The 25,662-nt window shown below is 56.7% G+C and carries 18 protein-coding genes; 13 read left to right on the top strand and 5 right to left on the bottom strand.

Annotated features, from left to right (window positions below):
- Positions 1–9: 9 nt before the first annotated feature.
- Positions 10–1,401, top strand: a complete 1,392-nt coding sequence (gene hydA, locus HV213_RS05270; protein ID WP_181484957.1) for a dihydropyrimidinase — start codon at positions 10–12, stop codon at positions 1,399–1,401.
- A 10-nt stretch (positions 1,402–1,411) separates the two neighbouring features.
- Positions 1,412–2,344 carry a carbamate kinase gene (gene arcC, locus HV213_RS05265; protein WP_181484956.1) on the top strand — a complete coding sequence of 311 codons (933 nt, stop codon included), beginning with the start codon at positions 1,412–1,414 and terminating at the stop codon, positions 2,342–2,344.
- Between the two features lie 212 nt (positions 2,345–2,556).
- Here the strand turns inward: arcC and yqeB are convergent, their stop codons facing one another.
- Positions 2,557–4,182, bottom strand: coding sequence for a selenium-dependent molybdenum cofactor biosynthesis protein YqeB (gene yqeB, locus HV213_RS05260; RefSeq protein WP_181484955.1), 1,626 nt, complete (start codon positions 4,180–4,182; stop codon positions 2,557–2,559).
- A 48-nt stretch (positions 4,183–4,230) separates the two neighbouring features.
- Entirely contained in the window at positions 4,231–5,010 is a 780-nt protein-coding gene (yqeC, locus tag HV213_RS05255) for a selenium cofactor biosynthesis protein YqeC (protein ID WP_181484954.1), read from the bottom strand.
- A 26-nt stretch (positions 5,011–5,036) separates the two neighbouring features.
- On the opposite strand from yqeC, the gene mocA reads away from it, so the two are divergent.
- The 11 genes from mocA to idi all read left to right on the top strand — a co-directional run bounded on the left by mocA (position 5,037) and on the right by idi (position 21,171).
- A complete protein-coding gene (mocA, locus tag HV213_RS05250) occupies positions 5,037–5,603 on the top strand; it encodes a molybdenum cofactor cytidylyltransferase (protein ID WP_181484953.1) in 567 nt (188 codons plus the stop codon).
- A 450-nt stretch (positions 5,604–6,053) separates the two neighbouring features.
- Positions 6,054–9,152, top strand: a complete 3,099-nt coding sequence (gene ygfK / locus HV213_RS05245; protein ID WP_181484952.1) for a putative selenate reductase subunit YgfK — start codon at positions 6,054–6,056, stop codon at positions 9,150–9,152.
- A 2-nt stretch (positions 9,153–9,154) separates the two neighbouring features.
- Complete coding sequence (gene ssnA, locus HV213_RS05240; protein ID WP_181484951.1) at positions 9,155–10,483, top strand: putative aminohydrolase SsnA; 1,329 nt, start codon at positions 9,155–9,157, stop codon at positions 10,481–10,483.
- A gap of 46 nt (positions 10,484–10,529) precedes the next feature.
- Complete coding sequence (gene ygfM, locus HV213_RS05235; protein ID WP_112217312.1) at positions 10,530–11,309, top strand: molybdopterin-dependent oxidoreductase FAD-binding subunit; 780 nt, start codon at positions 10,530–10,532, stop codon at positions 11,307–11,309.
- A complete protein-coding gene (locus HV213_RS05230) occupies positions 11,306–14,176 on the top strand; it encodes a molybdopterin-dependent oxidoreductase Mo/Fe-S-binding subunit (RefSeq protein ID WP_181484950.1) in 2,871 nt (956 codons plus the stop codon). Before ygfM ends, HV213_RS05230 begins: the two co-directional genes overlap by 4 nt.
- A 525-nt stretch (positions 14,177–14,701) precedes the next feature.
- Positions 14,702–16,102, top strand: a complete 1,401-nt coding sequence (locus tag HV213_RS05225) for a nucleobase:cation symporter-2 family protein (protein ID WP_181484949.1) — start codon at positions 14,702–14,704, stop codon at positions 16,100–16,102.
- Positions 16,103–16,117: 15 nt separating this feature from the next.
- Positions 16,118–17,434 (top strand): guanine deaminase, encoded by a 1,317-nt coding sequence (gene guaD, locus HV213_RS05220; protein ID WP_112216520.1) that lies wholly within the window; start codon positions 16,118–16,120, stop codon positions 17,432–17,434.
- Positions 17,435–17,466: 32 nt separating this feature from the next.
- Positions 17,467–18,834 carry a guanine/hypoxanthine transporter GhxQ gene (ghxQ, locus tag HV213_RS05215; protein WP_181484948.1) on the top strand — a complete coding sequence of 456 codons (1,368 nt, stop codon included), beginning with the start codon at positions 17,467–17,469 and terminating at the stop codon, positions 18,832–18,834.
- 86 nt (positions 18,835–18,920) lie between these two features.
- The gene (locus HV213_RS05210) at positions 18,921–20,366 is read left to right on the top strand and encodes a nucleobase:cation symporter-2 family protein (RefSeq protein ID WP_181484947.1); all 1,446 of its coding nucleotides are present in this window, start codon (positions 18,921–18,923) and stop codon (positions 20,364–20,366) included.
- A gap of 1 nt (position 20,367) precedes the next feature.
- On the top strand, positions 20,368–20,490 hold the full coding sequence (locus HV213_RS33190) for a hypothetical protein (protein WP_228288593.1): 123 nt from the start codon (positions 20,368–20,370) through the stop codon (positions 20,488–20,490).
- Positions 20,491–20,622: 132 nt separating this feature from the next.
- On the top strand, positions 20,623–21,171 hold the full coding sequence (gene idi, locus HV213_RS05205; protein WP_181484946.1) for an isopentenyl-diphosphate Delta-isomerase: 549 nt from the start codon (positions 20,623–20,625) through the stop codon (positions 21,169–21,171).
- A gap of 41 nt (positions 21,172–21,212) precedes the next feature.
- Here the strand turns inward: idi and lysS are convergent, their stop codons facing one another.
- The 3 genes from lysS to recJ all read right to left on the bottom strand — a co-directional run bounded on the left by lysS (position 21,213) and on the right by recJ (position 25,657).
- The gene (gene lysS, locus HV213_RS05200) at positions 21,213–22,730 is read right to left on the bottom strand and encodes a lysine--tRNA ligase (protein WP_181484945.1); all 1,518 of its coding nucleotides are present in this window, start codon (positions 22,728–22,730) and stop codon (positions 21,213–21,215) included.
- Between the two features lie 9 nt (positions 22,731–22,739).
- A protein-coding gene (gene prfB / locus HV213_RS05195; RefSeq protein ID WP_181484944.1) for a peptide chain release factor 2 occupies positions 22,740–23,838 on the bottom strand; the annotation gives its coding sequence in 2 pieces (ribosomal slippage) (positions 22,740–23,762 and positions 23,764–23,838; 1,098 coding nt in all).
- A gap of 85 nt (positions 23,839–23,923) precedes the next feature.
- Positions 23,924–25,657 carry a single-stranded-DNA-specific exonuclease RecJ gene (gene recJ / locus HV213_RS05190; RefSeq protein WP_181484943.1) on the bottom strand — a complete coding sequence of 578 codons (1,734 nt, stop codon included), beginning with the start codon at positions 25,655–25,657 and terminating at the stop codon, positions 23,924–23,926.
- Positions 25,658–25,662 lie beyond the last annotated feature (5 nt).

The following is a 25,662-nucleotide window of genomic DNA, read 5'->3' as shown; positions in this document are numbered from 1 at the left end:
GAGTCTGCTATGCGCGTACTGATTAAAAACGGAATCGTCGTTAACGCTGACGGACAGGCAAAACAGGATTTGCTGATAGAAAACGGTATTGTTCGTCAGCTCGGTGACAATATTACGCCACAGCTACCTTGCGAGATCGTCGATGCGGCCGGCTGCTACGTCATGCCCGGCGGCGTGGACGTGCACACCCATTTCAACATTGACGTCGGCATTGCCCGTAGCTGTGATGATTTTTTTACCGGCACCCGCGCGGCGGCGTGTGGCGGTACAACAACCATCATCGATCATATGGGGTTTGGCCCGGCAGGCTGCCGGTTACGCCATCAACTGGAGGTTTACCACGGTTACGCCGCACATAAAGCGGTGGTCGATTACAGCTTCCACGGGGTCATTCAGCATATTAATCACGCCATTCTTGATGAAATTCCGATGATGGTTGAAGAGGGGATCAGCAGCTTTAAGCTCTACCTGACCTATCAGTACAAGCTCAACGACGATGATGTGCTGCAAGCGCTGCGTCGCCTGCACATCTCCGGCGCGCTGACGACGGTCCATCCGGAGAATGATGCCGCCATTGCCTGCAAGCGCGCCGAGTTTCTTGCTGCCGGGCTGACCGCGCCGCGCTATCACGCCCTGAGCCGCCCGCTGGAGTGCGAGGCCGAGGCCATTGCCCGGATGATCAATCTGGCGCAGCTCGCCGGAAATGCGCCGCTGTATATCGTCCATCTCTCCAACGGTTTGGGGCTGGATTATTTACGCCTGGCAAGAGCTAACCACCAGCCGGTGTGGGTAGAGACCTGCCCGCAATATCTATTGCTGGATGAGCGCCGTTATGACGCACCTGACGGGCTGAATTTTATTCTCAGCCCGCCTCTGCGCAACGTCCGCGAGCAGGACAAACTCTGGTGCGGCATCAGCGACGGCGCAATCGACGTGGTCGCCACCGACCACTGCAACTTTTCGATAGCCCAGCGCCAGCAGCTCTCCGGCGGCGATTTCAACCGCTGCCCGAACGGTCTGCCCGGCGTGGAAAACCGCCTGCTGCTGCTCTTTTCCAGCGCCGTGATGAGCGGGCGCATCACGCCAGAACGCTTTGTCGATATGACCAGCGCCATGCCGTCCAGGCTGTTCGGCCTGTGGCCGCAGAAGGGGCGGCTGGCCCCCGGTTCCGATGGCGATGTGGTGATTATCGACCCGAATCAAACGACGGAAATTCGTCACGCCGAACTGCATGACAACGCCGACTACTCCCCGTGGGAGGACTTTCGCTGTACCGGGGCGATCGTCAGAACCCTTTCGCGCGGTGAAACCCTCTTTTGCAAAGGGGAGTTTAACGCCAGAGCGGGCCGGGGCCGCTTCCTGAGACGCAAACCGTTTAGCCATCCCTGGCATACTGAATAAGTGAGGAAAAATGAGTAAGAAAATTGTTCTCGCCCTCGGCGGAAATGCGCTGGGAGAGGATCTGGCCGGGCAGATGCAGGCCGTCAAAATGACCTCTCAGGCGATCGTCGATTTAATCGCCCAGGGCCATCAGGTAGTGGTCACCCACGGCAACGGGCCGCAAGTCGGGATGATCAACCTGGCCTTTGAGGCGGCGGCGAAAACCGAAGCCCACACGCCGATGCTGCCGATGTCGGTATGCGTGGCGTTGAGCCAGGGCTATATCGGTTACGATCTGCAAAACGCGCTGCGCGAAGAGCTGCTGTCACGCGGGATGCATAAGCCGGTAGTGACGCTGGTGACCCAGGTGGAAGTTGATGCCCACGATCCCGCGTTCCTGAATCCGACCAAACCTATCGGTTCATTCTTCACTCAGCAGGAGGCTGAACAGCTGGAGAAACAGGGCTATACGCTGAAAGAGGATGCCGGTCGCGGCTATCGCCGCGTCGTCGCGTCGCCTAAACCGATAGACATCATTGAGAAAGAGACCGTCAAAACTCTGCTGGATGCCTGGCAGGTAGTGATCACCGTTGGCGGCGGCGGCATTCCGGTGATCCGTGAAGGCAACCATCTGCGCGGCGCCAGCGCGGTGATCGATAAGGACTGGGCCAGCGCCCGGCTCGCCGAAATGATCGATGCGGATATGCTGATCATCCTAACGGCGGTGGAAAAAGTGGCTATCAACTTCGGTAAACCTAACGAACAGTGGCTGGATCGCTTGTCATTAAGCGATGCGGAGCGCTTTATCAACGAAGGGCATTTCGCCAAAGGTTCCATGTTGCCGAAAGTCGAAGCCGCCGCCTCGTTCGCCCGTTCCCGACCAGGACGCGAATCTCTGATTACCGTGTTGAGCAAAGCGAAAGAAGGAATCGAAGGTAAAACCGGCACCGTGATTTGCCAGTAGCCGGATATCGATCCAGACAACATGAGATTTGTCGTGCGGGAAAATCCCTGAGGGAACCCCGAACGGTTTTCTCCCTCTCCCTTCGGGGAGAGGGCCGGGGTGAGGGCATCAGAGCGCACACTTCCCCTCACCCTAACCCTCTCCCCGAAGGGGAGAGGGAACCGTCTTGCTAACATTTTTTAATACATAACAATGGGATACACTAACCAACCTTATGCGACTTCCAGCACCTCGTTAGTCGATTTCACGCCCTGATGCATCAGCATCATCAGCGCTTCCAGCACGCCGCCGCCAATCGCCCTCGCCTTATCAGAAACGCTGGTAAAATCAGCGGTCTCGCCGCGCGGGTCGATATCGCCAATCTTAAAGCCGCCGACCACAGCCAGACCATCGCTTAACAAGCCGCGCACCATGCCCGATAGCGGCGCTTTAATTTCGCTTTCGCCAATCCAGGCCACGACATCACCCTCTTCTACCAGATCGCCTAGCTTCACGTTGGCACGCATGATGCCTGCGGCGGGCGCGCGGATCACCCGACGCGCGGTGTGGCCCATAATATTGCCGGGTACCCCGGTATTTTCCTGCGCGCAGCCCGAGTAAATCACCTGCCCCAGCCAGTGACCGCGATTGGTCTCAATCACCGCACGGCAATCCTCACCTGCACGGAACCCTGGCCCGAGCGCGATAGTCACCGGCGCCATTTCAATATGAGTGCCCAGATTCTGTTTCGCCAGAATCGCATCGACCACGCAGACGGGCTTCAGCGCCTCAAGCGATGAACAGAAAGGGTCGACCAGTATCGGGATAATGCCGCGTTCAGCCAGCGCAATCGCCTCTGCCGTCGTGCTCGCCAGCCGGGCGGTTACGCCTTCGACCACCATTTCGCCGTCAAACGCGGCCTGGGCAAAAGCCACGCTGCGGCGGATAACCGTCGGTTTCTCAACCTCCAGCATGAACACTTTGAATCCGGCGTGAAACAGACGCAGCGCCACGCCGCTGGCGATATCCCCCGCGCCGCGAACCACCACGCGCTGGTGTCCGGACGGGTGCGCCGCTCGCATCATCAAGCCGCCGGGAGCATTGTTTTTAACCTGTAAGATTTCAGCCAGCACGCTCACCGCAATCTCCTGCGGCGTTTCGGCACCAATGTTATAGCCCACCGGCGCATGCAGGCGCGCGAGATGCTCTTCATCAACCCCCTTCTCTCGCAGCTGGCGCATAAAAAGCTGAACCTTGCGGCGGCTCGCCAGCAACCCCAGCCATGCCACCGGGCGCTCCACCAGCTTATCCAGCGCCTCGCGATCCTGATTATTGGTGGCGATCAGCACAAAGTTATCGGGGCGGATCTCCAGCGCATCCACCGCCGCGGCAAATGACTCGGCACAGAGTAACTGTACCGAAGGAGGAAAAGAGGCCGGATTTAAGCTTTCGCGATGAATATCCGCCACGGCAATATCAAAACCCAATAGCGCCGCGCTCTGGGCAATAGCCCGATTCACATGCCCCGCGCCAATCAACACCAGCCGGGGCCGCAGCCCGTGGACGCTAATAAATACCGTCATCGCGCCGCCGCAATCTGAACCTACAGCATCGGTGCCGTTACGCGCCATTCGCCCATGAAACAGGCGCGGCTTTCGCTCCTCTAATGCCTGTAGCGCCTCGTCGATCACCTTACGCTCCACCATACCGCCGCCAATGGTGCCGACGATGGTTCCATCCTGATGGACAAGCATTTCTGCTGAATGTCGCGGCGTTGAGCCACGGCTATCCACAATTTGCGCCAGCGCAAATGGACTGTTCTGTTCTTCGAGTCTTGCAGCTTCTGTGAAAATATTCATAAAAACCTCAATGGATATCCGTTCGGTAGATCCGGTCTCCCGGCATCGCTATCTCACAAATCTGCGCATAATCGGCGGGCGTTCCAGTATCGCGCCCAGCCAGATGGCATCCATATCCCCATTGCGCAAGAGCGAGTTCAGTTCGTCTTCAGCCAGGCGATTCTCAGATTGAGAAAACTGGTTGAGGAACCAGATCCGTCGGCTGCCCGGCGGTACGTTTTTAAACGCGCCCTGCGGATGGCGAATGAGCCGGAGAAGGTGCCCGAACGTCAGCGGCTCATCCGCTGTCAGGCCAGTGATATCAGCAAACAACGGCCAGCGATGGACATTCTCCGCGCCCGTTTTCTCCCCCAGCATGTGCCCGCCCGTTACGGCAATCACGCAGCAGCTGCTTTCAGGTATGCAAGGTTCATGCTCATCCGGCGCTTTCAGCGGCAATCCGTGAGCGCCGTCAGCTTCCACTAAAATAACGTCGCATTCCTCTCGCGCCGCCAGCGCATCAATGGCGCTCGCCGAAAAACCTCGCGCTTTGCCCTCCTGCGCTTTCCAGGAGTGAAAACAGGTTAAAATGGGCAGCTTGAGATAGTGGGAAGGCAGAGCGGCAGCCTCCCGACAAAAGATCACCGGATAAGCAGCATCAGGCAGGAACATTTGAGTCGTCGTCGTCACCACGACGCGCCGTCCGCTGGCATGGAATAACTGAGCCAACCAGAAAATGGTGCTGGTTTTGCCTCCGGCCCCCACTACTGAAATAACCGAGGGACGACTCTGCGCACCTAAGTCAAAGAACAATTCGGCGTTATCCTTTATATTTTCCTTGGTAACCATCAATCACCTTAAATAATGGACGCGCAATGCCAGCTATCGACTGTATTATTACCGCCGCAGGGCTTTCATCACGGATGGGCGAATGGAAAATGATGTTACCCTGGCAAGGAGGGACAATTCTTGATGCAAGTATCAAAAACGCCCTGCAATTTTGCAGCCGGGTTATTTTAGTCACCGGATATCGTGGCAATGAACTGCATCAGCGTTATGCCAATATGCGTAATATTATTATTATCCATAACTCAGATTATGCTGACGGTTTATACTCCTCCGTGAAGGCTGCCGCCGCCGCCGTTGAGAGCGAATACTGCTTCATCACCCACGGCGACATGCCCTGTCTCACCGTTGAAATATTCAATAAAATGTGGATATTACGTAACACTAGTGCGCTCATACCTTACTATCACGGCGTCCCTGGACACCCTATTTTGCTCACCAGAGAGTGCCTGCGGCAAGCTATCTCCCGGCCACATAAAAATATGCGTCAGGCATTGCTGGCGGGTGCGCATAATAGAGTAGAAATAAACAATCGCGAAATCACTTTAGATATCGATACGCCAGAGGATTTTATTAACCTGCATCATTGTCAATAAAATAGCTTATCTGCCGAGTTAAACGATTGCGTTCAAATAATCAAACCAGGCGTCTTCCGCACTTATCATAATGATACAAACTCACCCTTTTTGAGAAAATAAGATACTTTCGAGAAACGCTGACTTCATCAACAACCAGGACTGATTTTAATTCTCATTTACGCAATGTGAGATCTTTCACAAAGCAGACATAACTTTAGAAGCGCTTCACAAAAAATTATATTTATGCCGCTCGCCAGCAAGAGTGGTGCGAATGTTGCTCTATCTCTCTCAGGCTACCGGTTTATCTATACCGGTCAATCAGTGAGAACTATATACCCTAAATAATTCAAGTTGCAGGAAGGCGGCAAGTGAGAGAGTCCCCAGGAGCTTACATAAGTAAGTGACTGGGGTGAACGAGTGAAGCCAACGCACATGCAACTTGAAGTATGACGGGTAAAGGAGAGGGTTATGGGGGATATTATGCGTCCCGTTCCGTTCGAGGAACTCTTGACGCGCATATTTGATGAATACCAACAGCAGCGCTCCATCTTTGGTATTCCCGAGCAACAATTTTACTCACCTGCCAAAGATAAATCGGTCAGCGTCTTTGGTGAAACCTGCGCTACCCCCGTTGGCCCCGCTGCTGGCCCACACACCCAGCTGGCGCAAAATATTGTCACCTCCTGGCTCACCGGCGGCCGTTTTATCGAGCTGAAAACGGTACAAATCCTTGACCGGCTGGAGCTGGAAAAACCCTGTATCGATGCCGAAGACGAGTGCTTCAATACCGAATGGTCCACCGAATTTACCCTGCAAAAAGCGTGGGATGAGTACCTGAAAGCGTGGTTCGTTCTGCATCTGTTAGAGCAGGTTTTCCAGCCCTCGGGCGCGGAAAAGTCTTTTATCTTCAATATGAGCGTCGGCTACAACCTGGACGGCATCAAGCAGCCGCCGATGCAGCAGTTTATTGACTCAATGACAGACGCCTCCACGCAGCCGAAATTTGCGCAATATCGCGACACGCTTAGCCGCTGGCTGCACGACGACGCCTTCCTTGAGCGCCACGGCCTGAGCGGGCAGCGGGAAAACCTGCGCGCGCTGCCCGCGCGCATACCAGCCACCCTGGTTCACGGCGTCACGCTCTCCACCATGCACGGCTGCCCGCCGCACGAAATCGAAGCTATCTGCCAGTACATGCTGGAAGAAAAAGCGCTGAACACCTTCGTGAAGCTGAACCCGACGCTGCTGGGCTATGCGCGCGTTCGCGAGATTCTGGATAGCTGCGGCTTTACTTATATCGGCCTGAAAGAGGAGTCGTTCGAGCACGATCTCAAACTGGCCCAGGCGCTGGAAATGCTGCAACGCCTGGTGGCGCTGGCAAAACAGAAATCGCTCGGTTTCGGCGTGAAGCTGACCAACACCCTTGGCACCATCAATAATAAAGGCGCGCTTCCCGGCGATGAGATGTATATGTCTGGCCGCGCGCTGTTCCCGCTCGCCATCAACGTGGCGGCGGTGCTGTCCCGCGCTTTTGACGGCAAATTACCCATTTCTTATTCCGGCGGCGCCAGCCAGCTGACCATTCGCGACATTTTCGACACCGGTATCCGCCCCATTACGATGGCGACCGATCTGCTCAAGCCCGGTGGCTACCTGCGCCTGAGCGCCTGCATGCGCGAGCTGGAATCATCGGATGCATGGGGCATGGCCCACGTCGACGTCGAGCGGTTAAATCGGCTGGCAGAAGACGCCGTCACCATGGCCTATACGCAGAAACACTGGAAACCGGAAGAGCGCATTGAGGTTGCTGAAGATCTGCCGTTGACCGACTGCTACGTCGCACCTTGTATTACGGCCTGCGCGATCAAACAGGATATTCCGGAATACATTCGCCTGATGGGCGAACAGCGCTATGCCGACGCGCTGGAGCTGATTTATCAGCGCAACGCCCTGCCCGCTATCACCGGGCATATCTGCGATCATCAGTGCCAGTACAACTGTACGCGCCTGGACTACGACAGCGCACTGAACATCCGCGAACTGAAGAAAATTGCCGTAGAAAAAGGCTGGAACGAGTACAAACAGCGCTGGCATAAACCGGCGGGCTCCGGCTCACGCCATCCGGTTGCGGTGATTGGCGCAGGCCCAGCGGGGCTTGCCGCAGGCTATTTTCTGGCGCGCGCGGGGCATCCGGTTACCGTGTTTGAGCGGGAAGCCAACGCTGGCGGCGTCGTCAAAAACATCATTCCGCAGTTCCGCATTCCGGCGGAGCTCATCCAGCACGATATCGATTTTGTCGCCGACCACGGCGTGAAATTTGAGTACGGCTGCGATGCGCATCTGACGGTCGAACAGCTAAAAAATCAGGGCTATCAGTATGTGCTGGTTGCTACCGGTACCGATAAAAACAGCGGCGTCACGCTGCACGGCGATAACCCGCACGTCTGGAAATCACTGCCTTTCCTGCGGGAATATAATCTGGGTTCCACGCTCAATCTGGGTAAACACGTGGTGATTGTGGGTGCAGGTAATACCGCCATGGACTGCGCCCGCGCGGCGTTACGCGTACCCGGCGTAGAGAAAGCCACTATCGTATATCGCCGTTCGCTTCAGGAAATGCCCGCCTGGCGTGAAGAGTACGAAGAGGCGCTGCACGACGGCGTTGAATTCCGCTTCCTCAATAATCCGCAGCGCTTTGATGCCGACGGCACGCTGACCCTGCGGGTGATGTCGCTGGGTGAACCGGACGCCAAAGGCCGCCGCCGTCCGGTTGAAACCGATGAAACCGTAACGCTGCATGCCGACAGCCTGATCACCGCCATCGGCGAGCAGCAGGATACCGACGCCCTGAGCGCCATGGGTATTCCGCTGGATGAAAAAGGCTGGCCGGAGGTCAATGCCAGCGGCGAAACCCGCCTTGCCAACGTCTTTATGATTGGTGATGTTCAGCGCGGCCCCTCTTCCATCGTCGCCGCTATCGGCTCAGCCCGTCGGGCAAGCGATACCATCCTCTATCGGGAAAATATCCGCTCCCACCACGCGGATAAACGCTGGAACAACGTCAGCCCGGCGGAAATCTACCAGCGCAAGGGGGAAATAGCGGTCGCGATAGTCGATAAAGACGACCGCGATGCTTTCGTCGCTCAGGAAGCCGAACGCTGCCTTGAATGCAACTATGTGTGCAGCAAGTGCGTGGACGTCTGTCCGAACCGCGCCAACATCTCTATTGCGGTCCCTGGCTTCCAGAATCGCTTCCAGACGTTGCATCTGGATGCTTACTGCAACGAATGCGGCAACTGCGCCCAGTTCTGCCCGTGGCTGGGCAAACCCTACAAAGACAAAATCACCGTCTTCAGCCTGGCACAGGATTTTGACTCCAGCAGCAACCCCGGATTCCTGGTGGAAGATGACCGCGTGCGCGTGCGTCTCGATAGCCAAAGCTGGGTACTGAATATCGACAACGACGGCCAGTTCGCCAGCATCCCTCCGGGGCTGGATGAGATGTGTCGCATCATCAGCCATGTCCACCAGCAGCATCATTATCTGCTGGGCCGGGTGGAGGTATAACGATGTTAATTCTAAAGAATGTGACCGCCGTACAACTTTATCCGGCAAAAGTGCAGGAAGGCGTTGATATCGCTATCGAAAATGACGTTATTGTTGAGGTTGGCGATGCGCTGACCCGACGCTATCCACAGGCTGACTGGAAGGAGATGCACGGACGCATCGTGATGCCCGGACTGGTATGCGCACACAACCATTTCTACTCCGGATTGTCGCGCGGCATTATGGCCAACATCGCCCCCAGCCCGGATTTTATTTCGACGCTGAAAAATCTGTGGTGGCGACTGGACCGCGCGCTGGACGAAGAGTCGCTCTACTACAGCGGGCTGATTTGCTCAATGGAAGCCATTAAGAGCGGATGCTCTGCGGTCATCGACCATCACGCTTCTCCGGCGTATATCGATGGCTCGCTCTCTACGCTGCGCAATGCCTTTTTGAAGATTGGCCTGCGCGGGATGACCTGCTTTGAAACCACCGACCGCAACGGTGGAGTCGATGAATTGCAGGCAGGCGTAGAGGAAAATATCCGCTTCGCCCGCCAGATAGACCATGCGCGGGCGACGGGCACGGAGCCCTATCTGGTGGAAGCGCATATCGGCGCTCATGCTCCCTTTACCGTGCCGGATGCCGGGCTATCCATGCTCAGTGAGGCCCTCAAGGTTACCGGGCGCGGGCTGCATATCCACGCGGCGGAAGATCTCTATGATGTCTCCCACAGCCACCATCTTTATGGCAAAGACCTGCTGGTTAGGCTGGCGGAATACGACCTTATCAACAGCAAAACGCTGGTGGCGCACGGACTGTATTTGTCGACAGACGATATCGCCCTACTCAACGAACAGGATGCTTTTCTGGTGCACAACGCCCGTTCCAACATGAACAACCATGTGGGCTACAACCATCACCTCACCGATATCCGCAACCTGGCGCTGGGTACCGACGGTATCGGCTCCGACATGCTGGAAGAGATGAAGTTTGCCTTCTTTAAGCATCGCGATGCTGGTGGCCCGCTGTGGCCGGACAGCTTCGCCCGCGCGCTGGCCAGCGGTAACGAACTGCTGAGCCGCAACTTTAGCGCCCGCTTTGGGCAGCTAGAGGCTGGTTATAAAGCCGACCTGACCATTTGCGATTATGCCGCGCCAACGCCGCTGCTGGCAGACAATATTGCCGGACATATCGCCTTTGGCCTCGGTTCCGCCAGCGTTCATAGCGTGATGGTCAACGGCGTGATGGTCTACGAAGACCGGCAGTTCACCTTTGATTGCGATTCGATTTACACCCAGGCCCGAAAAGTCGCCGCAGATATGTGGCGACGTATGGACTCGCTGGCATAGCCCACGCCCTCTTTCGTGCTGAAAGGGGGATTGATGAGGAAAGATTATGATCGAGCAATTTTTCAAACCAGACTCTGTAGAGCAGGCGCTGGAGCTCAAATCGCGCTACCAGGATGATGCCGTCTGGTTTGCCGGGGGCAGTAAGATCAATGCCACCCCGACGCGACCGGATAAGCGAATCGCCATTTCGTTACAGGACCTTGAGCTGGAATGGGTGGATTGGGACAACGGCGCGCTGCGCGTTGGCGCGATGACGCGTCTGCAAACCCTGCGTGATGCGCACTTCATTCCCGCCGCGCTACACGACGCGCTGGGCTTCGTCTACTCTCGCCACCTGCGCAACCAGTCAACCCTCGGCGGCGAAATCGCCGCACGACAAGAAGAGTCGGTGTTGCTGCCCGTTCTGCTGGCGCTGGACGCGCATCTGGTATTTGGCGATGGCAAGTGCCTGTCGCTGGAGAGCTATCTCGCCGATCCCGGCGCACGGCTGATCACGGAAATCGTCATTAAAGACCCCTTCCGCCCCTGCGCCACGCGCAAAATCAGCCGCTCACAGGCGGGGTTAACCGTCGTCACCGCGGCGGTTGCCATCTCAGAGCACGACGGCGTACATATCGCGCTGGACGGCGTGGCCGATGGCCCTCTGCGCCTGCGGGACGTGGAGTCGCAGCAACTGGAAGGCAGCGCGCTGGAGCAGGCCGTCGCCGCCGCAATTTTCCCTCAGCAGGATGTTCGGGGCAGCGTGGCCTATAAACGCTATATCACCGGCGTGGTTGTCGCAGACCTGTATGCCGACTGCCAGCAGATGGGCGAGGAGGTCGTATGATGATTCACTTTACCTTGAACGGCGCTGCGCGCGAGATGAAGGTCAATCCCGGCGCTAACGTACAGGCGCTGCTTTTCGGCCTCGGGATGCACTCGGTGCGCAACAGCGACGATGGTTTCGGCTTCGCGGGCTCCGACGCGATTCTGTTTAACGGCCGCATCGTTAATGCCTCCCTGCTGATCGCCGCTCAGCTTGAACAGGCGGAGATCCGCACCAGCGAATCGCTGGGCAAATGGAATCAGCTCAGTCTGGTGCAGCAGGCGATGGTCGATGTCGGCGTGGTGCAATCGGGCTATAACGATCCCGCCGCCGCGCTGATTATCAGCGATCTGCTGGATCGTATCGCCACCCCGACCCGCGATGAGATCGATGACGCGCTCTCCGGATTATTCAGCCGTGACGCGGGCTGGCAGCAATATTATCAGGTGATCGAACTGGCGGTGGCGCGTAAAGGCGACCCGCAGATCGCTATCGATAGCGCCCCGACCTTCCGCGACGATCTGGCGGTCGTCGGCAAGCTGTATCCGAAAACCGATGCGGCAACCATGGTGCAGGCCAAGCCCTGCTACGTGGAGGACCGCGTCACGCCGGACGCCTGCATTATTAAAATGCTGCGCAGCCCGCATCCCCATGCGCTAATTACTCATCTCGACGTCAGCAAGGCCGAGGCGCTACCGGGCGTAGTTCACGTGATCACCCATCTTAACTGCCCTGATATCTATTACACCCCCGGCGGGCAGAGCGCACCGGAACCGTCACCGCTCGACCGGCGGATGTTCGGTAAGAAGCTACGCCACGTCGGCGATCGCGTCGCGGCGGTTGTCGCTGAAAGTGAAGATATTGCATTGGCCGCGCTGAAGCTTATCGACGTCAAATATGAGGTGCTTAAGCCGGTGATGTCGATTGATGAGGCGATGGCCGATGACGCGCCAGTGGTTCACGATGAACCGGTGGTGTATGTCGCTGGCGCGCCGGATACGCTGGAAGAAGATAACCGCCACGCCACCCAGCGCGGCGAACATATGATTATCAATTTCCCCATTGGCTCGCGCCCGCGCAAAAATATCGCCGCCAGCATTCACGGCCATATTGGCGATATGGAGAAAGGTTTCGCTGAAGCCGATGTGGTTATCGAGCGCACCTACTCCTCCACTCAGGCCCAGCAGTGCCCGACGGAACCGCATCTTTGTTTTACCCGCATGGACGGCGATCGTCTGGTTATTCACGCCTCGACCCAGGTTCCGTGGCACCTTCGCCGCCAGGTGGCGCGTCTGGTCGGCATGAAGCAGCACAAGGTTCACGTAATTAAAGAGCGCGTGGGCGGCGGCTTCGGCTCGAAGCAGGATATCCTGTTGGAAGAGGTCTGCGCCTGGGCCACCTGCGTCACCGGACGCCCGGTCTATTTCCGCTATACCCGTGAAGAGGAGTTTATCGCCAATACCTCTCGCCACGTCGCCAAGGTGACGGTGAAGCTGGGGGCGAAGAAAGATGGTCGCCTGACGGCAGTGAAGATGGATTTCCGCGCCAACACCGGCCCCTACGGCAACCATTCGCTGACCGTGCCGTCCAACGGACCGGCGCTGTCGCTGCCGCTGTATCCCTGCGATAACGTCGATTTCAAAGTGACCACCTACTACAGCAATATCTGCCCAACCGGCGCTTATCAGGGCTATGGCGCACCGAAGGGCAACTTCGCCATCACTATGGCGCTGGCGGAACTGGCGGAGCAGCTACAGATCGATCAACTGGAGATTATCGAGCGCAACCGCGTGCATGAAGGGCAGGAGCTGAAGATCCTTGGCGCGATTGGCGAAGGTAAAGCGCCAACGTCGGTGCCTACCGCTGCCAGCTGTGCGCTGGAGGAGATCCTGCGTCAGGGCCGCGAGATGATCCAATGGTCGTCACCGAAACCGCACGCGGGCGACTGGCGGACAGGTCGCGGTGTGGCGATCATTATGCAGAAGTCGGGGATCCCGGACATCGACCAGGCCAACTGCATGATCAAGCTCGAATCCGATGGCACCTTTATCGTTCACTCCGGTGGCGCAGATATTGGTACCGGACTGGATACGGTGGTCACCAAGCTGGCGGCGGAAGTACTGCACTGCCCGCCGCAGGAGGTGCATGTTATTTCCGGCGACACCGATCATGCGTTGTTCGACAAAGGCGCTTACGCTTCGTCCGGCACCTGCTTCTCTGGCAATGCGGCGCGTAAGGCGGCAGAAAATCTGCGGGAAAAAATACGCTTCCACGGCGCAGAGATGCTCGGGGAACCGCTAAGCGACGTTGAGTTGATAGCCCCCGGCGTGGTGCGCGGTAAGCAGGGGGAAGTGAGCTATGCCGATATCGCCCACAAGGCCGAGACCGGCACCGGCTTCGGTACGTTAGTCGCCACCGCCAGCTATATCACCGCTGATTTCGCCTTCCCGTATGGAGCCAACTTCGCCGAAGTAGCGGTGAATACCCGCACCGGTGAAATCCGCCTCGACAAGTTCTATGCGCTGCTGGACTGCGGCACGCCGGTTAACCCGGAGCTGGCGCTGGGGCAAATTTACGGGGCGTCAATGCGCGCCATTGGTCATAGCCTGACGGAGGAGATTCTTTACGACGCACAGGGCCATCCGCTTACCCGCGATCTGCGCAGCTATGGCGCGCCGAAAATCGGCGATATTCCGCATGATTTCCGCGCGGTGCTGGTGCCAAGCGATGACAAGGTCGGCCCGTTTGGCGCGAAATCAATCTCCGAAATCGGCGTCAACGGCGCGGCTCCGGCGATTGCCACCGCCATTCACGATGCCTGCGGCGTCTGGCTACGCGAATGGCATTTCACGCCAGAGAAAATACTGAGCGCGTTAGGAAAACTGTAACCACAAGGGGCCGCTACGGCGCTGTTGCCGATGCCCTCACCCCGGCCCTCTCCCACAGGGAGAGGGAGAAAACCGGAGGGTGCGGGCTGTAACTCCGCTTATCCGTTGCTATTTAACAAAAAATCGCAGAGGGGAGTCCCCTCGCCCCTTTGGGGAGAGGGTTAGGGTGAGGGGAAAAACACACACTCCCCCTCACCCCGATGCTTTCTCTGAGGGAGAAAACCTGCCGGTTCCCCATTTCGGGGAGACGGCCTGGCTAAGTGATTCAATCAATATTAAATGCCGTCTGTGGATTGAGAACCGCCTTTCTCAGGGCCTCCTGCGCCCAAAATTCGCAGAATTTAATTTCACTGATTCAGATGATCAAATTTGCTTATACCCTAAATAATTCGAGTTGCAGGAAGGCGGCAAGTGAGCGAATCCCCAGGAGCTTACTCTGGTAAGTGACTGGGGTGAACGAACGCAGCCAACGCACATGCAACTTGAAGTATGACGGGTATATACCCAAATAGAGGGAGTAAAGGGATGTCTGATATAAACCGCACAGGTTCCGATCTGATTTATGAGCTGGAGGATCGCCCCCCTTTTCACCAGACGATTGTGGGAGCGATTACCCATCTATTGGCCATTTTCGTTCCCATGGTCACCCCCGCCCTGATCGTGGGGGCAACGCTACAACTCTCTGCGGAAACCACCGCCTACCTGGTTTCGATGGCGATGATCGCCTCCGGGATCGGCACCTGGCTACAGGTGAACCGCTACGGCATCGTCGGCTCCGGATTACTGTCGATACAGTCGGTGAACTTCTCGTTTGTCACCGTGATGATCGCGCTTGGCAGCGGTATGAAAAGCGACGGTTTTCACGAAGAGCTGATTATGTCCTCGCTGCTCGGCGTGTCGTTTGTCGGCGCGTTTCTGGTGGTCGGCTCCTCTTTTATCCTCCCCTATCTGCGCCGGGTCATTACACCTACCGTCAGCGGTATTGTGGTGCTGATGATTGGCCTGAGCCTGATTAAAGTCGGCATTATTGATTTTGGCGGCGGCTTCGCGGCAAAGAGCAGCGGCACCTACGGTAATTACGAAAATCTCGGTGTGGGTTTATTGGTCCTGATGGTGGTGATTGGCTTCAACTGCTGTCGTAGCCCGCTGCTGCGCATGGGGGGGATCGCCATCGGCCTGGGCGTGGGCTACGTGGTGTCGCTGTGCCTGGGAATGGTCGATTTCAGCGGCATGAAAAACCTGCCGCTGGTGACTATCCCAATCCCCTTTAAATACGGTTTTCATTTCAGCCTGCATCACTTTCTGGTCGTCGGCACCATTTACCTGCTGAGCGTGCTGGAAGCGGTTGGCGATATCACCGCTACGGCGATGGTGTCGAGACGCCCCATCCAGGGTGATGAGTACCAGTCGCGCCTGAAAGGCGGCGTGCTGGCGGACGGACTGGTCTCGGTCATCGCTTCCGCGCTTGGCTCCCTGCCGCTCACCACTTTTGCGCAAAACAACGGGGTTATCCAGATGACCGGCGTCGCCTCGCGTTATATCGGGCGCACCATCGCCGTCATGCTAGTGATCCTCGGCCTGTTCCCGACCATTGGCGGCTTCTTCACCACCATCCCCTCGGCGGTACTGGGCGGCGCGATGACGCTGATGTTCTCGATGATCGCTATCGCCGGGATCCGCATCATTATTTCCAATGGCCTGAAGCGCCGTGAAACGCTGATCGTCGCCACCTCTCTCGGGCTGGGGCTTGGCGTCTCTTACGATCCGGAAATTTTCAAAATCTTACCCGCCTCAATTTATGTGCTGGTGGAAAACCCCATCTGCGCAGGCGGACTGACCGCAATCCTGTTGAATATCATTCTTCCGGGCGGCTATCGGCAAGAGGACGTCTTGCCCGCAGCCGATTCATTGGAAGAAGCGGATTAACTGTAAGGAGTTCACATGTCAGGAGAACACACGCTAAAAGCCGTGCGTGGTAGCTTTATCGATATCACGCGCACCATCGAACATCCCGAGGAGCTCGAATCGGCGCTGCGGTTTATCGAGGATGGATTGCTGTTAATTCGCGAGGGCAAAGTCGAATGGTTTGGCGAATGGGAAAAGGGAAAACATCGGGTTCCTGAAGCCATCCGGGTCCGCGATTATCGCGGCAAGCTGGTGATTCCGGGATTTGTCGATACCCATATTCACTACCCGCAGAGCGAGATGGTTGGCGCCTATGGCGAGCAGCTGTTGGAGTGGCTGAACAAGCACACCTTCCCCACCGAGCGGCGCTATCAGGACCTGGAATATGCGCGCGAAATGTCCTCTTTTTTCCTCAAGCAGCTACTGCGTAACGGCACTACCACCGCGCTGGTCTTCGGCACCGTGCATCCGCAATCGGTAGACGCCCTGTTTGAAGCCGCCAGCCATATCAACATGCGCATGATTGCGGGCAAAGTGATGATGGACCGCAACGCGCCGGAGTATCTGCTGGATGATGCCGAAAGCAGCTACCAGCAAAGCAAAGCGCTGATTGAACGCTGGCACAAAAATGGTCGCCTGCTGTATGCCATCACCCCGCGCTTCGCCCCAACCTCAACGCCGCAACAGCTGGCGATGGCGCAACGTCTGCGCCAGGAGTATCCCGACACCTGGGTACATACGCATCTGTGTGAAAACAAAGATGAAATTGCCTGGGTTAAAGAGCTCTATCCCGATCATGATGGCTACCTTGACGTCTATCACCAGTATGGTTTGACCGGTAAAAACTGCGTTTTCGCCCACTGCGTACATCTGGAAGAGAAAGAGTGGGATCGCCTGAGCGAAACCGACTCCAGCATCGCTTTTTGCCCCACCTCGAACCTGTACCTCGGCAGCGGGCTGTTCAATTTGCAAAAAGCCTGGCGTAAGAAAATCAAGGTTGGGCTGGGCACCGACATCGGCGCAGGCACCACCTTCAACATGCTGCAAACGCTAAACGAAGCCTACAAAGTGGTGCAGTTGCAGGGGTATCGGCTCTCGGCCTATGAGGCGTTCTACCTGGCAACCCTCGGCGGCGCGAAAGCGCTGGGGCTTGACCATCTGATTGGTAATTTCACTCCGGGCAAAGAGGCCGACTTTGTGGTGCTGGAGCCGACGGCGACGCCGTTGCAGCAGCTACGCTACGACAACTCGGTATCCCTGGTCGACAAGCTGTTCGTGATGATGACGCTGGGTGACGATCGTTCTATTTATCGTACCTATATTGACGGCCGCCTGGTGTATGAGCGCACCTGACGAAACCCTTCTATTCTGCTGAGGACATAACTATGTCTGGAGATACTCTGCCTACCCCGGATGCATCGCAGCCCCGCGGTGCGCTGGACGCTTATTTCAAAATTTCGGCTCGCGGCAGTACGGTTCGCCAGGAAGTGCTGGCGGGACTCACCACCTTTCTGGCGATGGTCTATTCGGTCATCGTGGTGCCCGGCATGTTGGGAAAAGCGGGTTTCCCGCCCGCCGCCGTGTTTGTCGCCACTTGCCTGGTTGCGGGCTTCGGTTCACTGCTGATGGGGCTGTGGGCAAACCTGCCAATGGCCATCGGCTGCGCCATTTCCCTGACCGCCTTTACCGCCTTTAGCCTGGTGCTGGGGCAGCACATCAGCATTCCCGTCGCCTTGGGCGCGGTTTTTCTGATGGGGGTAATTTTCACCGCCATTTCGGTTACCGGGGTGCGCACCTGGATCTTGCGTAACCTGCCGATGGGTATCGCTCACGGTACCGGCATCGGTATTGGGCTGTTTCTGCTGCTCATTGCAGCGAACGGTGTCGGCATGGTGATAAAAAACCCACTGGAAGGGCTGCCGGTGGCGCTCGGATCGTTTACTTCCTTTCCGGTGATCATGAGCCTGTTGGGTCTGGCGGTAATTTTTGGTCTGGAAAAAAATCGCGTCCCCGGGGGGATCCTACTGGTCATTATTGCCATTTCAATTATCGGCCTGATTTTCGATCCCGCCGTTCAGTATCACGGCCTGGTCGCGATACCCAGCCTGAGCGGTGAAGATGGTAAATCACTGATTTTTAGTCTCGACATCATGGGTGCGCTCCAGCCCACCGTGCTTCCCAGCGTGCTGGCGCTGGTGATGACCGCCGTATTCGACGCCACCGGCACTATCCGCGCCGTGGCCGGGCAGGCAAACCTGCTGGATAAAGACAACCAGATTATCAACGGCGGCAAAGCGCTGACCAGCGACTCCATTAGCTCCGTGTTCTCCGGCCTGGTCGGTGCCGCCCCTGCGGCGGTCTATATTGAATCCGCCGCAGGAACCGCCGCCGGAGGGAAAACCGGCCTGACGGCGACCATCGTCGGCCTCCTGTTCCTGTTGATTCTGTTTTTATCGCCGCTGTCGTATTTGATTCCCGGCTACGCCACCGCGCCCGCGCTGATGTACGTGGGGTTACTGATGCTAAGTAACGTCTCGAAGCTCGATTTTGATGACTTTATTGATGCAATGTCCGGGCTGGTCTGCGCGGTATTTATCGTCCTGACCTGCAATATCGTCACCGGCATTATGCTGGGTTTTGTCACCCTGGTTGTCGGGCGTGTCTTCGCTCGCGAGTGGCAAAAGCTGAATATCGGCACCGTGATTATCACCCTCGCCCTGGTGGCATTCTATGCCGGAGGATGGGCGATTTAAGCGCCAGATGTGATGGGTCGAAAGGTTCGCCATTTTACTGCCCGGTAACCGATTTTGGCGCGTGCCGGGTTCAAGGAGAAATACACATGAGCGCCATAGATTCTCAACTTCCACCTCCCGCCGAACCCGGCGGCACCATCGACGAGGTTGACCGCATCTTATCGCCGGGAAAGCTGGTCGTCCTCGGGCTACAGCATGTACTGGTGATGTATGCAGGCGCAGTGGCAGTGCCGCTGATGATCGGCGACCGGCTCGGGCTGAATAAAGAGGCCGTCGCGCTGCTGATTAGCTCCGATCTGTTTTGCTGCGGCGTGGTGACGCTGCTGCAATGCATTGGGATCGGTCGCTTTATGGGCATTCGTCTGCCGGTAATTATGTCGGTGACGTTTGCCGCCGTAACGCCGATGATCGCCATCGGGATGAATCCGGATATTGGCCTGCTGGGGATTTTTGGCGCAACCATTGCCGCAGGCATCATCACCACCTTACTGGCACCGCTTATCGGGCGCTTAATCCCGCTGTTTCCTCCGCTGGTTACCGGTGTGGTGATTACCTCTATCGGCCTGAGCATTATCCAGGTCGGCATCGACTGGGCCGCCGGGGGAAAAGGGAATCCGCAGTACGGCGATCCGGTTTATTTGGGTATTTCATTTGCCGTGCTCGTTTTTATCTTATTAATCACCCGCTTTGCCAAAGGTTTCCTGTCCAACGTCGCCGTATTGTTAGGCATTATTTTCGGCTTTGCGCTGTCGTGGATGATGAATGAGGTTAACCTCTCCGGCCTGCAGGACGCCTCGTGGTTTGCCATCGTCACGCCAATGGCCTTCGGTATGCCGGTGTTTGATCCGGTATCGATCCTGACCATGACGGCGGTGTTAATCATCGTCTTTATCGAATCGATGGGCATGTTCCTCGCCCTCGGGGAGATTGTCGGTCGCAAACTGTCTTCGCAGGATATTATCCGCGGACTGCGCGTTGATGGCGTGGGCTCGCTGATTGGCGGCTTATTTAATAGCTTTCCCCATACGTCATTTTCACAAAACGTCGGACTGGTCAGCGTGACCCGGGTATACAGCCGCTGGGTGTGTATTGCCTCTGGGGTGATTTTGATTCTGTTTGGCATGGTGCCCAAAATGGCGGTACTGGTGGCATCGATCCCGCAGTTTGTACTGGGCGGAGCCGGTCTGGTGATGTTTGGCATGGTGCTGGCGACGGGGATTCGCATTCTGTCGCGCTGTAACTACACCACCAATCGCTACAACCTCTATATTGTGGCGATCAGCCTCGGCGTGGGCATGACGCCAACATTGTCACATGATTTCTTTTCTAAACTGCCTGCCGTACTCCAGCCGCTGCTGCATAGCGGTATTATGCTGGCCACCGTTAGCGCCGTGGTGCTTAACCTCTTCTTTAATGGTTATCGCCACCATACGGAACTGGCGCAAGAAACGGCATCCTCGGGTGGAAAAGTCCGTACGGTACGCATGTGGTTGCTGCTGCGAAAGCTAAAAAAGAGCCAGCGGGAGGAGTGATATGAATATCTTACTGCGCTGTATGATTAGCCTTTTCTTACTGATGCTGATGGCGATCCCTGCCGTTTCTGACGGTATTGCGTTAGGCATTGAAAGTCGGTTTCACTTTCTGCTGCTTTTCTAAGCATCTCACTTCAAGCAGTTCCGTTTCTGTTACGGTACTGCTTCCCCCTATCGGTTAAATAGTCCGAAGTGTTAATTATTCCGTCGCATTAAGGCTTATAATAGCGAGTGCTTAAGATTCTTGGTGGACACTATGCGACAGGAACATGTCATCTTGCTGGATGAGCAAGATAAGCCTTCAGGTATGCTGGAGAAGTATACCGCTCACACCCTCGACACCCCGCTGCACCTCGCGTTTTCCTGCTGGTTGTTTAATGAACATGGCCAGTTACTGGTCACCCGGCGTTCGCTGGATAAAAAAGCCTGGCCCGGCGTGTGGACTAACTCAGTTTGCGGGCACCCGCAAACGGGCGAAACGTTTGAGCAGGCCGTTGCGCGCCGCTGCCGCTTTGAGCTGGGCGTCGATATCCACAGCATAACGCCTGTTTATCCTGAATTTCGCTATCGGGCCGTGGCGCCAAACGGTATTGTCGAAAATGAAGTCTGCCCGGTGTATGCCGCCCGAAGAGCCAGCCCGCTACAGATAAATCCTGATGAAGTGATGGATTTCCAGTGGTGCAATCTTGAAGATGTTTTCAGCGGGATCCGCGCCACGCCGTGGGCTTTCAGCCCGTGGATGGTGATGCAGGCTGCGGATGATAATGCGCGTAACGCATTGATAAACTTTAGCCGTCAGGCATAAAAACCCCAGAAAATCTGGGGTTTCATTTATTACGGTAATGCTTATTTTACCGGACGCATCGCCGGGAACAGGATCACGTCGCGGATGGTGTGGCTGTTGGTAAACAGCATGACCATACGGTCGATACCAATACCCAGACCCGCAGTCGGCGGCAGGCCGTGCTCCAGCGCGGTCACGTAGTCTTCGTCATAGAACATCGCTTCGTCATCACCAGCGGCTTTCGCGTTTACCTGATCGAGGAAGCGCTGCGCCTGGTCTTCTGCGTCGTTCAGTTCGCTGAAGCCGTTACCGATTTCGCGCCCGCCGATAAAGAATTCAAAGCGGTCGGTGATTTCCGGGTTCTCGTCGTTACGACGCGCCAGCGGAGAGACTTCTGCCGGGTATTCAGTAATGAAAGTCGGCTGAATCAGGTGCGCTTCCGCGACTTCTTCGAAGATCTCGGTCACGATACGGCCCAGGCCCCAGCTTTTCTCAACGTGAACGCCGATGCTTTCAGCAATGGCTTTCGCGGAATCGAAGTTATCCAGATCCGCCATCTCGGTTTCCGGACGGTATTTCTTAATCGCTTCGCGCATGGTCAGTTTTTCAAACGGCTTGCCGAAGTCGAAGGTCTCATCGCCATAAGGCACCGCAGTGTTGCCGAGGATATTCTGCGCCAGGGTGCGGAACAGGGATTCGGTCAGCTCGATCAGATCTTTATAGTCCGCATAAGCCATATAGAGTTCCATCATGGTGAACTCTGGGTTATGACGAACGGAGATGCCTTCGTTACGGAAGTTACGGTTGATTTCGAACACGCGCTCGAAGCCGCCGACCACCAGACGCTTCAGGTACAGTTCCGGCGCGATACGCAGGTACATGTCCATATCCAGGGCATTGTGATGAGTGACAAACGGACGGGCAGATGCGCCGCCGGGGATCACCTGCATCATCGGGGTTTCCACTTCCATAAAGTTGCGGCCAACCATGAACTGACGAATGCCAGCCAGGATCTGCGAACGAATTTTAAACGTGTTGCGGGATTCATCGTTGGAGATCAGGTCCAGGTAGCGCTGACGATAGCGCGCTTCCTGATCCTGCAGGCCGTGGAATTTGTCCGGCAGCGGGCGCAGGGCTTTGGTCAGCAAACGCAACTCGGTGCAATGGATAGAGAGTTCACCGGTTTTGGTTTTGAACAGCTTACCGCGTGCAGCGATGATGTCCCCGAGGTCCCATTTCTTGAACTGCTCGTTGTAGACGCCTTCCGCCAGATCGTCACGCGCAACGTACAGCTGAATGCGGCCGCCAACGTCCTGCAGCGTAACGAAAGAGGCTTTACCCATGATACGACGGGTCATCATGCGGCCAGCAACGGCGACTTCAACGTTCAGCGCTTCCAGCTCTTCGTTTTCTTTCGCATCGAAGTCAGCGTGCAGTTGATCAGAGGTGTGGTCACGACGGAAATCATTCGGGAACGGGATACCCTGCTCACGCAGTGCGGCCAGCTTCTCACGACGGGCTTTCAGTTCATTATTAAGGTCAATTGCCGCGTCAGCGCCCTGTGCTTGTTGTTCAGACATGTTGGTTCCTCATAACCCTGCTTTCAAACTTGCTTCGATAAATTGATCCAGGCTGCCGTCCAGCACTGCCTGAGTGTTGCGGGTTTCCACCCCGGTGCGCAGATCTTTAATGCGGGAATCGTCCAGCACGTAAGAACGGATCTGGCTGCCCCAGCCGATGTCGGATTTGGTATCTTCCATCGCCTGCTTCTCGGCATTTTTCTTCTGCATTTCCAGCTCATAAAGCTTCGCTTTCATCTGCTTCATGGCCTGGTCTTTGTTCTTGTGCTGTGAACGGTCGTTCTGGCATTGGGTGACCGTATTGGTTGGAATATGGGTGATACGCACCGCAGATTCCGTACGGTTAACGTGCTGACCGCCCGCACCGGATGCGCGGTAAACGTCGATACGCAGATCCGCCGGGTTGATTTCGATATCAATATCGTCATCCACTTCCGGGTAAACGAACGCAGAGCTGAAAGAGGTGTGGCGACGGCCGCCGGAATCGAACGGGCTCTTACGCACCAGGCGATGGACGCCGGTTTCGGTACGCAACCAGCCGTAGGCGTAGTCGCCGATAATCTTAATGGTGACGGACTTAATACCCGCCACTTCGCCTTCAGACTCTTCGATAATCTCGGTTTTAAAGCCACGCGCTTCGGCCCAGCGCAGATACATACGCGTCAGCATGCTGGCCCAGTCCTGCGCTTCCGTACCGCCGGAACCGGCCTGGATATCCAGATAGCAATCGGCGCTGTCGTATTCACCGGAGAACATACGGCGGAATTCCAACTGCGCGAGTTTCTCTTCCAGCACGTCGAGTTCAGCAACGGCTTCGTTGAAGGTCTCTTCGTCGTCGGCTTCAACGGCCAGCTCCAGCAGACCGGAAACGTCTTCCAGCCCCTGGGACATCTGATCCAGCGTATCCACGATGGCTTCCAGCGAGGAACGTTCTTTGCCCAGCGCCTGTGCGCGCTCTGGCTCGTTCCACACGTCCGGCTGTTCCAGCTCGGCGTTTACTTCTTCGAGACGCTCTTTCTTAGCATCGTAGTCAAAGATACCCCCTAAGAACGTTCGAGCGCTCCGTGAGGTCCTGAATGCGGTTATTTACCGGATTTATTTCAAACATGGTCGGTTTCTTTTAATGGATTCGTCAAAATGCGGTGATAAGAGCGGAATTCTACCGGATTCGCGCTCCCATTAATATACTGTTGTCAATTTGGCCAGAGGTGGTCAATGATCAGCTGCAGGCTGCGGTTGCCGCGGAACTCATTGATATCAAGCTTGTAGGCAAGCTGGACTTCGCGCACGCCGTTATCTGGCCAAATGGAAGTATCGACATTAAACGCGATACCATCCAGCAGCGGGCCGCCGCCAACCGGTTCAACCATCACTTTCAGGTGACGTTCGCCGACCAGGCGCTGCTGCAAAATGCGAAAATGACCATCAAACAGCGGTTCGGGGAACATTTGCCCCCAGGGGCCCGCATCGCGCAGCATTTGAGCGACTTCCATGCTCATTTCAGCCGCTGCTAACGGGCCGTCGGAAACCACTTCCCCTTGCAATAGCGCGGGGTCGAGCCACTCGGTCACCAGTTCGCCAAAGCGCTGCTGAAACTCATCAAAGCGCGCCTCTTCCAGCGACAGTCCTGCCGCCATGGCGTGACCGCCGAACTTCAAAATCATGCCAGGATAGAGCGTATCCAGGCGCTCCAGCGCATCGCGCATATGCAGCCCCTGAATCGACCGACCGGAGCCTTTTAGCAGTCCGTCTCCGGTGGGCGCAAAAGCGATGACCGGGCGGTGAAAACGCTCTTTAATACGTGAAGCCAGGATGCCGACCACGCCCTGGTGCCACTGCGGGTGGTACATCGCCAGCCCGCCGGGCAGCGTCTCGCTGCTGCGCTCCAGCTTTTCACATAAGGTCAGCGCTTCCGCCTGCATCCCCTGTTCAATCTCTTTACGCGTCTGGTTTAGCGCATCCAGTTCATTCGCCAGCACCCGCGCTTCGCCAGTACTCTCGCACAGCAGCAATGCGACGCCGACGGACATATCATCCAGCCGTCCGGCCGCATTAAGGCGCGGACCGAGAGCAAAACCGAGATCGCTGGCCGCCAGCTTTTGCGGGTCGCGATTAGAGATTTCCAGCAGCGCCTTAATACCCGGACGGCATTTACCCGCCCGAATGCGGCTCAGCCCCTGCCAGGTCAAAATACGGTTGTTGGCATCCAGCGGCACCACATCCGCCACGGTGCCAAGCGCCACCAGGTCGAGTAAGTCAGCCAGATTCGGCGGCGCGATGCCGCGCTCCTCAAACCAGCCTTTATCACGCAGGAAAGTGCGCAGCGCCAGCATCAGATAAAAAGCCACGCCAACCCCGGCCAGCGATTTCGACGGGAACTCACAGTCGCGCAGGTTTGGGTTAATGATCGCATCAGCTGCGGGCAGCGTGTCGCCAGGCAGGTGGTGATCGGTCACCAGCACCGGAATGCCCAGAGCATGAGCGTGATCGACGCCAGCATGTGATGAGATACCGTTATCAACGGTCATAATCATCTGCGCGCCGCGGGCATGAGCCTGATCGACCACTTCCGGGCTCAGGCCGTAACCGTCCTCAAAGCGGTTCGGCACCAGATAGGAAACGTTGCCGTAACCCAGCGCGCGCAAGGCGAGCACGCTCAACGCCGTACTGGTGGCGCCATCGGCGTCAAAATCGCCAACCACCACGATGTGCAGTTGTTGTTTAAATGCGCCGTAGAGCATTTCTACCGCTTTTTCGACGCCGGTCAGTTGCGCCCACGGCAGCATGCCTTTCACGCCGCGTTCCAACTCCTGCGCACTGCGCACGCCCCGGCTGGCGTACAGCCGTTGCAGGAGCGGAGGAAGGTCTGGAGGTAAGTCGACGTCGTCAGCCGCCTCCCGGCGGCGTAGTTGTATCTGTTGTTTCACGCGAA

This window comes from Klebsiella sp. RHBSTW-00484 (genome assembly GCF_013705725.1).
Taxonomy (GTDB): Bacteria; Pseudomonadota; Gammaproteobacteria; order Enterobacterales; family Enterobacteriaceae; genus Klebsiella.
This window is presented reverse-complemented; position numbering and strand designations above follow the sequence as displayed.